This window comes from Ruminococcus difficilis (assembly GCF_016680995.1).
Map to the genome: position 1 here is coordinate 1 of NZ_JAEQMG010000119.1, position 13,184 is coordinate 13,184.

Genomic DNA, 13,184 nt, shown 5'->3' on the forward strand with positions numbered 1-13,184 from the left:
GCAGTCACGGTCACGGTATCGGTATAGTTGTTGTCGGAGCCGGTCAGCTTCAGTGTGACGTCGTTCACGCCGTCGTTGGTCTTGTAGCTGGTAGCGGTACCGCTGACGGTATATCCGGTTGCGGGCGTTTCACCCGCGACATGGTGATACTCGGTACCTTCGATCCACCATATGGAATCGTCGCGGATCTCCTCATGATGAATGTCGTGCAGGGAGTCAGGATCGACGTCCTCCGCTGCCGTGCCGATATAGTATTCCTTATCGCCGTAGGTGAATTTGTTGTCCTCGCTGATACGGTAAACCGTATCGAAATAGTCCTTGATATAGCTGTTGCCTTCGTCGTCCTTATACAGCGACATGGTTGTGATCGTGACACTGCCGGTGACGGTATAGTCAACGGGTTGATCCTCCATCACCATGTGATAGCCGGCTGTTTCCATCGCTTCTACACTGTCATAGCTCTCGGAATCGGCGGAGTCGGGTGAATAGTAACGCTCTTTGTCCTCGCGCCATTCGATCGGCTCGACAACGTACTCTTTGTGTCCGTCCGCCCAATCCCAAAGCTCCGCGCCGTAATACTGACCGGGCTCGCCGTCCTTAGTCATCAGGAAAGCTTCGGAGCTGTAGTTCTCGTAGTCGAAGTATTCGTTGATATACTGCAGCTCAACTCTCTGCTCTTTCTTTCCGATGATATAGGCAAAATCGCAGTCGCCGCTCTCCCATTCCTCTTCGGGGACGACAAAGATGTCCGAGCCGATATATCCGCCATGGTAGCCCCGCAGATAGTATTCGTCGTTGTCCTCATCATAAATGATCGGCGTAATATGGACTTTTACTTCACCGGTGTCGGTATATGTGGATTTATACATAAACGCGTACATGCCGTCGGGATCGGATTTGCGGCTCACCAGCTCAACGGTTCGCTGGTTATTGTTATCATCATAAGGAGCGGGATCTGTCCAGCATTGCATCGTCAGGGGTCCCTCGACCTCTTCGGTCACGATCGTATAGCCTGCGTCTTTCAGCTGTTCCTCGGTTTTGTTTCTCTCAACCGCATCGCCGTCCAAAAAGTAGAGCTGCTCATCCTCGTCCCAGTGCGCTTTGTAAAGATAATAAGAGCTGATATCGCCCAGATCGCCTTGGTACTCGGTATTCCAGCCGTTTTTCTGACCGATATACACGGTATCGGGGTCGCCGTCCTTAATGAATTTGACGCCGCGGTAGCCGCGGTTCGCTTCACGGTAGTCGGACGTATAGCGGATCTTTGTGGGCTGCCGCTCGATCAGATAGTCGTATTCCGCCTCGAATTCCTCTTTGGTCATAACGATACCGCGTTCGCCGTACTCGTTGGTATAAGCGGGATCGGGGATCGGCGTATCAAATTCGGGATAGGTATTATACTTGGTAACGCACCAGCCGGGCTCATAGCCTTCTCCGGTATAACGCTGGACCTCCTCGACCGCGTAGATCCCGTCGGTGTCGGTCTTGGATATAACGCGCTTGCCGCGCGGAGACTCATAATACGAGTTAGAGGCCCAAGCCGCGTTGACGGTTTCGTAGATTGTATCGGTATTTTGTCTGGACTTCGCCTCGGGGATCGCCTCGCCGCCCACGGTGATGGCGGGATCGTCATAGGTCGACCAGATACGCATAACGTTCTGAGGATAATACTCGCTCGCGTTCTCGTTCGCGTACAAATGGACGGTAACGGAAGGCGCGATATCGAGATGCATCAAACCCTGCCCGTCGGCGTAGAAGTACATCGCTTCGTCGTTTTTCTTATCCTTATTGACGCTCAGCGTACCGGTGCCGGTAATGTTCAGACTCGTGCTGTAATTGTTGAAATAGTTGTTCACACGGATATAGCCCAGCTCGCATTCGCCAACAACGCGCAGCTTGAAGTCGTCGCCCATGTAGTAGAGCGACAGGGTATCGGGCAGCTTGGCGTTATCGAGGGTCAGGGTGTTGGTCGTCTCGTCATAGGTCACGCCGGGAACCGCCTCGTTATCGGTGACGATCGGGCTGGACGCCGAAAAGCCCTGACGGTAATAGACAAGGCGCTCCTCCTGCCCTTCGATGCCGCCGAAGGCGATCATCGCCCCGCCGGTCATCCAAAAGAATCCGTCCCAAGGTCCTGTTGTAGGCTGAGGCGCGGGCTTATCGTCCTCCGCGGCAAAAGCCGTGATACTGCACATACCGAGCAGCAGTGCCGCGACAAGTACCAACGAAATCATCTTTTTCATACATCATACTCCTTTATGATTATATTGTTATCCGAGGTCTCGGATAACTTCGTTTATTAAGTGAATATTGTTATTCGAGAAGCTGTTTGACACCCCATAAACAATAGTTTTAAAAAAATCTCCTCGAATAATAACGAATAGGAAAAACTCCTGTATACTATAAGCACATCAAAAGATGTATAAAAAACAGGAGGTTTTTCAGTTGAACAAAATTAAAATTTTTAAAGATTTGTCAGCTCACCTATGTGAATTGATGAAATCAGCATCCTACAGTAAAAGCACCACCAAAGATATGATGTTTATTCTGAATGCATTTTCTGACTTTATGGATAGTCATGGCTTAATAGAATATACACCTAAAATTGGTGAACGGCTTATCGCACATTGCAAAAATGATCTACTCATTTGTGAATCCCGCATTTCCAGAGCCAAGAACATTGTCAGAAAACTCAATCGGCTTTATGACGATCTTGACAACGACGACGCATTATGGGGCGTGGGGCTTACTAAATCTGACTTACCAGAGTGCTTTGCCTATATTCTTGATGAGTATCTAAGATATTGCCGTAAAAATGGCAATGGACAGGCAACTGCTAACTACAAGCGTTGGATTTGCGGTAGATTCCTGCAAAATCTATTTGACTGTGGCTACAAATCTCTAAACACGGTTGATGGATTAGCTGTTCAAAAAGCTTTTCTGTCTCTTGGGGCAACACGGTATTGGGAGCGCATAAGTCCTTTTTTACACTATCTTTTTGAGCGCGGTCAACTAAGCAGCGATTATTCGAATCTTTTGAAATTTGGAAGAGCCAAAGAACCGTATCCAACGGTATACACCATCGATGAGATAAAAGCAGTAGAAAGCTCTATTAACCGAAGCACTGCGTCAGGAAAAAGAAATTATGCCATTCTTTTGTTGATGTCACGTTATGGAATCCGTGCTTGTGATATTGCTTGTTTGTCGCTTTCGGATATTGATTTTCCTAACAACCGCATTTCTTTTATTCAAAGGAAAACAGGAGTGCTGTGGCAGGGGAAAATGCTGCCCGAGATCAAATCTGCTCTGCAAGAGTATCTTAAATCTGCGCGTCCAAATATTGAAAGCCAAAGATTATTTATTACGCTCGGTATACCATACAAACCAATTGACTACCGAACTGTAAACACAATGATCAATACTGTCTTTTCAAATTCAGGTGTAGCTGTTGAAGGGAAAAGACACGGCAGCCGATCCTTTCGGTCTTCTGTAGCCAGCAATATGATTAACGACAGCGTTTCAACGGAAGTAGTCCGCCGTTTGTTGGGACACGAAACAAAATACGCTTTAAAGCACTATGCCAAATTAGATATTGAAAAGCTTAGGCTTTGTTCTCTTCCTGTGCCTAAACCGCAGGGCGATTTCTGTAACTTACTTAACAGAAGTGAGGTTAGTGCTAATGTTTAACAGTCAATTTGCGGACCAAATAAGATCTTATCTGGAGTTAAGAAAGGCTATCGTAGTCGAAAAGGTATATTCACAAGACAGGCGTGTACTGGTTTCTCTCGATAAATTTATCCTTGACGGTGGTTTTACAGAAAAGATTCTTACTGAAGTCGTTTTGAGCCAGTGGATGAATACACTCACCGGCAAAAGTAAAACCGTTAGAGAAAAAGTCAGCGTAGCAAGGAATTTTGCGAAATATCTTAACAGCATCGGCAATCCGTCATTCGTTTTGCCGTCTCCTCGTGTAAAATCGGACTATATTCCATATATCTTCTCTAATGAAGAAATAGAGAGAATTTTTTATTACGCCGACAATCTGCCGATTGGTTCTAAGTCGCACTGCATGCCCTTCATCAAATTAAAAATCCCAATGATATTAAGAATCCTTTACGGGTGCGGCACAAGACTGGGAGAAACAGTATCCATCAGAAGAAACGATATTGATTTCTCAAATGGAACAATACTGTTGCGTCATACTAAATTTGAAAAAGAAAGGCTCATACCTATTCACAATTCTCTTTTAGGTATTTTAAAAGATTATTGTTCTGCGCTTAAAATACCAGACTTTTCCGATGCTCTGCTGTTTGAAGGCGCAAAGGAAGATAAGCCGATAACTACAAGACAGGTTGATGCTTGGTTCTCGGTAATCCTTAAATGCGCCGATATAGATCAGCTGAATAAAGAGCGATACGAAAGAGGTGCTTGTATTCACTGCCTGCGGCATTTGTTTGTGCTTAAATCTGTACGACAGCTTGAAGAAAACAGTTATTCCGTCAATATGAACGACTTGCTTTTACCAACGTATTTGGGGCATAAATGTCTGATTGACTCCGACAAATATATGAGATATACCGGTGCTCAATCTCAGAGCGACCTATATGCTTTTGAAAGCTTTTCGCAGGGATTGTTACCGAAAGTTGAGGTGCCGTATGATGAAGAATAATCTCGATAACGATTTCATGGATTTACTTGCTAAGTTCTTTACAGAATTCTTACCAATAACAGTAAACGCAAGCCCTAACACGATACAATCCTACAAGTGCACGTTCAGACTTTTGTTTCAGTATATTTCTGAGAAGTCCAAAAACAGTCGCATTAGTTTTGAAGCGCTGAATTTTGAATTGCTTACGGATTTCTTTGAATGGTTGCTCAATGTGCGAAAAAACAGCCGTTCAACAGCAAAACAAAGAATGGGAGCGTTGTCTTCATTTGCAGATTTCGCTCAGAATTACAGTCTTGAAGCTGGATATATTTTTAGGAATAGTCTTTCAAAAATATCCAAAGCGAGCCTTAGAAGAGTTAAAAACGCTCCTCGTTGTTCATTTACCCGCGAGGAACTAAAGATACTTTTTTCTTTACCGGATACTACGGACACAATCGGATGGCGAGACTTGGTTCTTTTGACGGTAATGTATGCAAGCGGAGCAAGGGCTCAGGAAATCTGTGATCTAACAGTCGGAGATATTGCGTACGACGCAAATGGCAACGCTGTTTTAACGCTTGTAGGTAAAGGTAACAAGTCTCGACGCGTGCGGATAACCACTGAATCTTCGGCTCTCTTATACAAATATATTTCTTTCAGAAAGATTTCTGATTGCCGAAATCGTCACGTCTTTTCCAGCCAGAGAAACGAACAGATGTCTATATCCTGTATTGAAGAAATATACGCAAAGTACATTGCAACTGCAAAAACAAATTATCCGAATTTGTTTTGTTCAGGACGCTATACACCGCACGTTATGCGGCATACAACAGCAACTCATCTTATTGAAGCGGGAGTACCATTAGTCATCGTGAAAAATATCCTCGGTCATTCTTCTATTCAGTCTACACAAATCTATTTAGATATTTCACAACAAGCCGTTGATAAAGCTATGCAAACATGGAATGAAAAATGGTTTTCAAGCGATAAACTCATAAACGAAGGTCTGCCGAAATCTAACGATACAATACCCGAATTTCTCAGATGAACTGACTTTTTTATTCGAGAAAGATTGCGAAAAAGCGCATGCTTTGGGGTGTTTCACGCTCTCCTCGAATAACTATATATCTTTAATAATTATTACCGGAAGAAGATCACGGATCCCCGGACGTATCATCCGCTCACAAGAAATCATGACCTTCTATGCTAACTATTATATTTTAACATAAAAAATAAGTGTTGTCATCATCTTTTTGTGAAGAATTAAATTTTCTAGCCTTAACACGATCCTACAAAGCATCAACGAACGTCACACCTTTACGCCGACCGCATAAGATGGTATGGGAGTTGAAACGCTCCCAAAACACAGGAAAGGAAAAATCATGGCTACCACATTTACCAACACAGCTACCCTGAGCTACACCGGCGGCTCGGTGCAGTCAAATATCGCGGTCGGATCGGTCGAGGGCATCCTCAGCGTCAGCAAAACCACCGCCGCGCAGGATTATCAGACGGGTGAATCGATCACCTACGCCGTGAGTATCATCAACCACAGCGATACCGCGGTGACGGGGCTGACCGTCACGGATGATCTCGGTTCGTATATCTTTAACACCGGCACGGTACAGCCGCTGAGCTATATCGAGGATTCCGCGCTGTATTTCAGCGACGGCGTCCTGCAGCCGACTCCTGCCGTCAGTACCGCGGACGGACTGGTATTCAGCGATATCAGCATCCCCGCGGGCGGCAGCGCCGTGATCGTCTATGAAGCACAGGTCACGGAATACGCGCCACCCGAGACAGGCGGTGTGATCGAAAACACCGTCACCGTCAGCGGCACGGGACTTTGTGACGTTAACGCGACCGAAAATGTACCGGCGGCAGTCGGCGCGGCACTCAGCGTGCTCAAGTCGATCGCGCCCATCCCCGTAGCGGAAAACGGCGAAGTGACCTACACCTTCCGCCTGCAGAACAACGGCAACACCGCCGTTACCGCGGCGGATAACGCCGTCATCAGCGACGCCTTCTCCCCCATTCTCAGCAACATCAGTGTCGCGCTGGACGGCACACCGCTTGCCGAGGGCACCGACTACACCTACAATCAGAACACCGGCTTGTTCCAAACCGCGAACGGCGTGATCACCATCCCCGCCGCGACCTTCACGCAGGACGCCGTTACCGGCGCGTGGAGCGTAGAACCCGGTACAGCCACCCTGACCGTGACCGGCACCATCGGCTCGATGTGTGACACGGGCGCCGCGGAATTCGGCGGCTGAATCGCAAAGCAATAATAACCTCCAAAGCGTCAAGCTGTCGGCACCCGGCAGCTTGGCTTACTTAAGGTCAAGGAAGAAAACGTCTCGGCGGGAGCATTCCTCGATCCACAGTAAACGTTTCAGTAAATTTGTAGGGGAGCGGTGCTCCCCTACAATTTGTTTCATCTGCTTCGCGATTAGGTGGGATTGAACGGAAAGGTTTCGGTGCGTCGGCGTAGGGACGAGCATTGCTCGTCCGCATGGCAGGAACGTTTTCCCCTATCTCACGCTTTCGATATATGAAACGCCCGTCATTCTGCGGATGGTCAATGACCATCCCTACGGAAGGATTGATGTGCTTCGCATTCGGGTAAGATGTATTGGATAGGTTGCGGGAGGAGCAAGCCCCTCCCCTACAATCAGCTTCATCTGCTCCGCGGTACGCGATATTGATTGGAAAAGGATCGATATTGACGCTTTATTCGTTTAAAGTGATACCGAATAAAAATATTTTTTCAAAAAGACTTGACAAATGGATTTTCATGCGCTAAAATACAGCCATACCAAAATTGAACAGCAAACCTATGACGAAGAGTGAGTAAGCCTTATCACTTGTCACCCAGAGAGCCGCGGATGGTGGGATCGCGACGGATGAGCTAAGGTCGAATGGACTTCGGAGGGCGAGCAGAAATGTCAGAAAGCTGACAGAGTATGTGAGACGGATTGACCCGACGTGAAAGAGGTCAGCGTATGGATGTACGTGTGAGCGGGCGTGAAAGCGCCAAGCCAGGTGGCACCGCAGGAATTGATCCTGTCCCGGCAGAAATGCAGGGACGGGTTTTTGTTTTGTAAGCCTCCCTTTTGTAAAGGAAGGAAGGCTTGCCGCGAGACAATATCGGAGAGATTGTATAAGAATCACAACCTTATTATTCGGTTGGTCGCTTATGCTCCAATGATACAATCCCTCACCCGCTCGATCGCGGGAGCTCCCTTTACCAAAGGGAGCCTCAACAAGGAGGAATTATGAATATTACTTTACTGACCAAACGATGGCGGAACAAAGGCTCCCTTTCCTAAGGGAGCTGTCGAGGCGATTGAGCCGAGACTGAGGGTTGAAAGATTCATTCCTTATATGTAACAAAAGCATCATAACAATGGCAACCCTCCGACTCGGACAGAAGTCCGAGCCACCTCTCCGGTGTATGGAATCTGTTTCCCAAATCAAAGATTTGGACAGAATCTCACCTTAGGAGAGGGAGGCTTGATACCCTGCAAATACAAAAAACATGAAACAGAAAAGGAGAAACATCATGGCTGAAAACAAGATCCCTTATAAGATTTATTTAGACGAAAACGAGATCCCTTCCAAATGGTATAACCTGCGCGCGGATATGAAGAACAAGCCCGCGCCCCTGCTGAACCCGGGTACCGGTCAGCCGCTGACCGCCGAGGAGATGAGCGGTATCTTCTGTGAAGAGCTCGTCAAGCAGGAACTCGACGATACCACTCCCTTCATCGACATTCCGCAGGAGATCCAGGACTTCTACAAAATGTACCGTCCCTCTCCCCTGGTACGCGCCTATTGCTTAGAGGCGGCGCTCGATACGCCCGCTAAGATCTACTACAAATTCGAGGGCAACAATACATCCGGCAGTCACAAGCTCAACTCCGCGATCGCGCAGGCATACTACGCGAAGAAGCAGGGACTCAAGGGCGTGACGACCGAGACCGGAGCCGGTCAGTGGGGCACGGCGCTGAGCATGGCTTGCGCGTACCTCGGACTGGATCTGAAGGTATTCATGGTCAAGGTCAGCTACGAGCAGAAGCCCTTCCGCAGAGAGGTCATGCGCACCTACGGCGCTGAGGTCACCCCCTCCCCCTCCATGACCACCGAAGTCGGCAAAAAGATCCTCGCGGAGCATCCCGGCACCACCGGTTCTCTTGGCTGCGCGATCAGTGAGGCGGTCGAGGTCGCTGTTACCAATCCCGGCTACCGCTACGTACTCGGCTCCGTCCTCAATCAGGTGCTCCTGCACCAGTCTGTCATCGGTCTGGAGACCAAGACAGCGCTCGACAAATACGGCATCGAGCCCGATATCATCATCGGCTGCGCGGGCGGCGGCTCCAACCTCGGCGGTCTGATCGCTCCGTTCATGGGCGAAAAGCTGCGCGGCGAAAAGGATTATCGCATCATCGCGGTAGAGCCCGCGTCCTGCCCGAGCTTCACACGCGGTAAGTACGCTTACGACTTCTGCGACACCGGCATGATCTGCCCGCTCGCGAAGATGTACACCCTCGGCTCCGGCTTCATCCCCTCCGCGAACCACGCGGGCGGTCTGAGATTCCACGGCATGAGCACCACCCTCTCTCAGCTCTATCATGACGGCTATATGGAGGCGACCTCCGTGGAGCAGACGTCCGTATTCGAGGCGGCACAGCAGTTTGCGAGAGTCGAAGGCATCCTGCCCGCTCCCGAATCCAGCCACGCGATCCGCGTCGCGATCGACGAGGCGCTCAAGTGCAAGGAGACCGGCGAAGAAAAGACAATCGTCTTCGGCTTGACCGGTACCGGCTACTTCGATATGGTCGCGTATCAGAAGTTCAACGACGGCGAGATGACCGACTACATCCCCACCGACGAGGATCTGGCAAAGGGCCTGAACTCCCTGCCCAAGGTTCCCGGTCAGGATTGATGCGTGCATCTTTTTCCGCCTGTTGTAACGTCTGACGGTTCTGATACCGTCATCAACGGCGCAGACAACAGTCGATATGATCGGGCAACGGATTTCTATCAAATCAACAGAAGGTATATTAGGCGCTTTCGTAATGAGAGCGCCTTTTTGCTTGTCAGAAAGACAGTGATTGCATATGTCAATGCAACTATGGCAATTGCCACCAATTGCTGCCAATAAGAATAAGAAGAAGAATACAAATAAGAATATGAATAAGAAAACAAACAAGAACCATACGCGCGCGGCGCGGTTTTCCTTATCATTTCAGATCATTTCATAGCCTGTTTGTTGATATCCAGCTGCTCCGAGCATAGCAAAAGCCCTGCGGAACACCCGCAGGGCCTTGTCATTTTGCAGTCAATACAGCTTATGCCTCGCTGAATTCATCCTTGCCTACGCCGCACAGAGGGCAGACATAATCGTCGGGAAGATCCTCGAACGCTACGCCGCCGTTCTCTTCGGGGTCATAGACATAGCCGCAGACATCGCATACATACTTTTTCATGTTGTTTCTCCTTTACAGTTTATCGCAATCCGTGATCAGGACGGACGCTTCGCGCCGCATCCCGCACAGAAATTACCGTGATTGTCGGTATCGCAGAACGGACAGACCCATGAAGCGCTGCCGGCGGGGCTCTGAGAATAGCCCTGCGGCGCATAGCTGTCGGTGTTCATCGGAGCACCCTGCTCGTTCATATTCGGGATCTGTTCCTCTTGGCTCATCGAAACAGGCTTACCCTGCATCCGGTCGATCTCAGCCTTGATCTCGTTGCCCAGCGCGACGGTGTCGTGATACTTGCGGATCTCTCTGTCATCGTTGTAGCCCGTCGCGCGATTGACCGTCCAATTCGCGTCGGTACCGGTCATGCGCGCCTCGCCGGTGTTGATGTATCCGTCGCTGATCTCAAACTCCATCTCGTCAAAATACGGGTGGTCAACAAAGATCTTGACGCTCATCGTGTAAGAGTACTCAAAGCGGGGCGGATCATAGCTGACGGTGCTGCCGTCCTCAAGCTCCCGCTCTATCTCGTCGCGGCTCTCGTCGATGACAAGCTCGCATCCGCGCGCCTGAGAGAAGTCCAGCACATCGGGATTTTCCGTCGTGATGTTGGAGGTTTGGGCGACCATGAACCGACGGTTCTGAGCGTCGATCATCAGTCTGGTACGGTTGCCGAGGGTCTTGGACGTGTTGAAAGCGGCGACCTTTTCCCTATTCTCCTCGCGGTAATCGAGCTGTGCCTTGATCTCATTAAGGGTGCTGTGGCGGCGTTCGCTGAACCACGGCGAGAGCTTCTTGGCGCAGTCCTTGCACAGATTACCGTCCTCCAGCTTGCGGTTGCCCAAGAGTCCGATCTTGTTGCCGCAAACGTCACAGAATTTCTTGCTGAAAAGTCCCATTGGTACCTCCTTTTTGAGCGGGATCGTATGGTAAGAATGTCAGATATCGGTTGAGATTGCCACGGGCAACCCTCCGCCGCTTTGCGGCACCTCCCTTAGGAAAGGGAGGCTCATCGTCTCGCAATGACGATTGGTAACGGCAACCCTCCGGTGCTTCGCACCACCTCCCTTAGGAAAGGGAGGCTTGAATAGCAGAGCCCTTGCATCAACATATCCAAGGGCTCGCATAGAATCAATTTATTCGATCGGTTCAAAGTCGGCGACGCCGTGCTTGCACAGCGGGCAGATGAAGTCGTCGGGGATATCCTCTCCCTCATAGACATAGCCGCAGACCTTGCAGACCCAGCCCTTCTTGCCGTCGGTCTCAGGCTTGGGCTTGACGTTGTTCTGATAGTAGGTATAGGTCATGGTCTCTACATCGGTGATGACACGCGCCTCGGTGACGGAGCAAATGAACATGCTGTGGGTGTCAAGGTCGACGGTCTGTTCCACCTTCAACGACATGAAGGAGTTGATATAGTGACCGAGGAAGGCAACGCCGTTGTCGGAGCGCAGGATGCCCTCGCCGATGATCTTGTCGACGTCTCTGCCGCTCTGGAAGCCGAAGTGCTCAAACACGCTGAACGGCGCGTCGGTGGACAGGCAGTTGACGTTCATCGTGCCGGTCTTTGCGACCATATCATGGGTAAGGTTCTTCTTATTGATACATACCGCGATACGGTTGGGGGTGTTGGTGACCTGCGATACGGTGTTGACGATACAGCCGTTGTCCTTATCGCCGTCACGCGCGGTGACGACATACAGACCGTAGCCGATGTTGAACAGCGCGGTCAGATCGTTCTTATCCGCCTTCTCGCCGTCCATCGCGACATAATCCATGGTCAGCTCTTCGCACAGGGCGTCGATCTCGGCGATGTTCTCATCGTTCATGGCGGAAAGGATATGCACGTTGTTGTCGGTATAGGTGATGTTCTTGCAGCCCTCGAGCATCTTGCGCATGGTCTTTTCCGCAAGCGGCGCCCATGAGCCGTTCTCGATGAAGCCCATGGTCTTGTTCTGGAAGTTGCGCTCGGTCAGATGGTTGATGAACTCGCGCATAAACGGGAAGATATCCGCGTTATAGGTGGTGGTGGCGAGGATGATCTTGCCGTAACGGAAGGCGTCCTCAACGCACTCCGCCATATCCTCACGCGCCAGATCGTTGACCGCTACCTTGGGACAGCCCGCTTCACGCAGCTTGTCCGCAAGCAGCTCGACCGCCTTTTTGGTGTGGCCGTAAACGGAGGTGTAGGCGATCATGATGCCGTCGGTCTCGACCCCGTAGGACGACCAGGTGTTGTACAGGTCGAGGTAGTAGCCGAGGTTCTCGCTGAGCACGGGACCGTGGAGCGGACAGATGATGCCGATCTCCAGACCTGCCGCCTTTTTGAGGACGTTCTGCACCTGCTTGCCGTACTTGCCGACGATGCCGATATAATAGCGGCGTGCCTCACAAGCCCAGTCCTCTTCGACGTCCAGCGCGCCGAACTTGCCGAAGCCGTCAGCGGAGAAGAGTACCTTATCGGTGCTGTCATAGGTCATCAGAACCTCGGGCCAGTGTACCATGGGAGCGCCCACGAAGTTGAGCGTATGCTTGCCAAGCTCGAGGGTATCGCCCTCCTTGACGACGATGCGTCTGTCGGCATAATCGGTGCCGAAGAAGTTGACCATCATATTGAACGCCTTCTGCGAGGACACGACGATCGCCTCGGGATAAGCCTTCAAAAAGTTGTCGATGTTGGCGCTGTGGTCAGGCTCCATATGCTGTACGACAAGATAATCGGGCTTTCGATCGCCGATCACGGACTTGAGGTTATCGAGCCACTGCTTGCCGAAATGCTGATCGACGGTGTCCATGACCGCGACCTTTTCATCGATGATGGCATAGGAATTGTACGCCATACCGTTGGGAACGATATACTGTCCCTCAAAAAGATCGATATCATGATCGTTGACGCCGATGTACTTGATATCATTGGTAATAAACATGGGAATCATCTCCTACAATATAAATTAAGGTAATGGACACGGTAGCCAGCCGTGTCTGTTTTCCTTTTCAATGCCTAAGCTGTAGAATGAGAAGGAATGGTCTGACACGTATCACCATGAACT

Annotated in this window: 9 protein-coding genes and 1 pseudogene; 5 read left to right on the top strand and 5 right to left on the bottom strand. The window is 50.0% G+C overall.

Annotated features, from left to right (window positions below; genetic code table 11):
* Positions 1 to 2,243 (bottom strand): hypothetical protein (locus JKK62_RS11520; protein WP_186833957.1); only part of this gene is annotated, 2,243 nt, incomplete at its 3' end.
* A 202-nt stretch (positions 2,244 to 2,445) separates the two neighbouring features.
* Between JKK62_RS11520 and JKK62_RS11525 the strand changes: the two genes are divergently transcribed.
* The 5 genes from JKK62_RS11525 (at position 2,446) to JKK62_RS11545 (ending at position 9,596) form a co-directional block, all read left to right on the top strand.
* The gene (locus tag JKK62_RS11525) at positions 2,446 to 3,687 is read left to right on the top strand and encodes a tyrosine-type recombinase/integrase (protein WP_186833958.1); all 1,242 of its coding nucleotides are present in this window, start codon (positions 2,446 to 2,448) and stop codon (positions 3,685 to 3,687) included.
* A complete protein-coding gene (locus JKK62_RS11530) occupies positions 3,680 to 4,669 on the top strand; it encodes a tyrosine-type recombinase/integrase (RefSeq protein ID WP_186833959.1) in 990 nt (329 codons plus the stop codon). The genes JKK62_RS11525 and JKK62_RS11530 overlap by 8 nt, the downstream gene beginning before the upstream one ends.
* Positions 4,656 to 5,696 carry a tyrosine-type recombinase/integrase gene (locus JKK62_RS11535; protein ID WP_186833960.1) on the top strand — a complete coding sequence of 347 codons (1,041 nt, stop codon included), beginning with the start codon at positions 4,656 to 4,658 and terminating at the stop codon, positions 5,694 to 5,696. Before JKK62_RS11530 ends, JKK62_RS11535 begins: the two co-directional genes overlap by 14 nt.
* A gap of 334 nt (positions 5,697 to 6,030) precedes the next feature.
* Positions 6,031 to 6,924: a COG1361 family protein gene (locus JKK62_RS11540; RefSeq protein WP_186833961.1), complete on the top strand. Its 894-nt coding sequence runs from the start codon at positions 6,031 to 6,033 to the stop codon at positions 6,922 to 6,924.
* Positions 6,925 to 8,213: 1,289 nt separating this feature from the next.
* On the top strand, positions 8,214 to 9,596 hold the full coding sequence (locus JKK62_RS11545; protein WP_186833962.1) for a TrpB-like pyridoxal phosphate-dependent enzyme: 1,383 nt from the start codon (positions 8,214 to 8,216) through the stop codon (positions 9,594 to 9,596).
* A 406-nt stretch (positions 9,597 to 10,002) separates the two neighbouring features.
* On the opposite strand, the gene JKK62_RS11550 is transcribed toward JKK62_RS11545, so the two are convergent.
* From JKK62_RS11550 to JKK62_RS18080, 4 genes and pseudogenes are all read right to left on the bottom strand, one after another.
* A complete protein-coding gene (locus tag JKK62_RS11550; protein ID WP_186833963.1) occupies positions 10,003 to 10,140 on the bottom strand; it encodes a rubredoxin in 138 nt (45 codons plus the stop codon).
* 35 nt (positions 10,141 to 10,175) lie between these two features.
* Positions 10,176 to 11,033: a DUF4428 domain-containing protein gene (locus JKK62_RS11555; RefSeq protein WP_186833964.1), complete on the bottom strand. Its 858-nt coding sequence runs from the start codon at positions 11,031 to 11,033 to the stop codon at positions 10,176 to 10,178.
* 237 nt (positions 11,034 to 11,270) lie between these two features.
* Positions 11,271 to 11,912: a flavin reductase family protein gene (locus JKK62_RS18075; protein ID WP_436286312.1), complete on the bottom strand. Its 642-nt coding sequence runs from the start codon at positions 11,910 to 11,912 to the stop codon at positions 11,271 to 11,273.
* A 3-nt stretch (positions 11,913 to 11,915) separates the two neighbouring features.
* Positions 11,916 to 13,061: pseudogene (locus JKK62_RS18080) on the bottom strand (FprA family A-type flavoprotein); the annotation flags it as partial.
* Positions 13,062 to 13,184 lie beyond the last annotated feature (123 nt).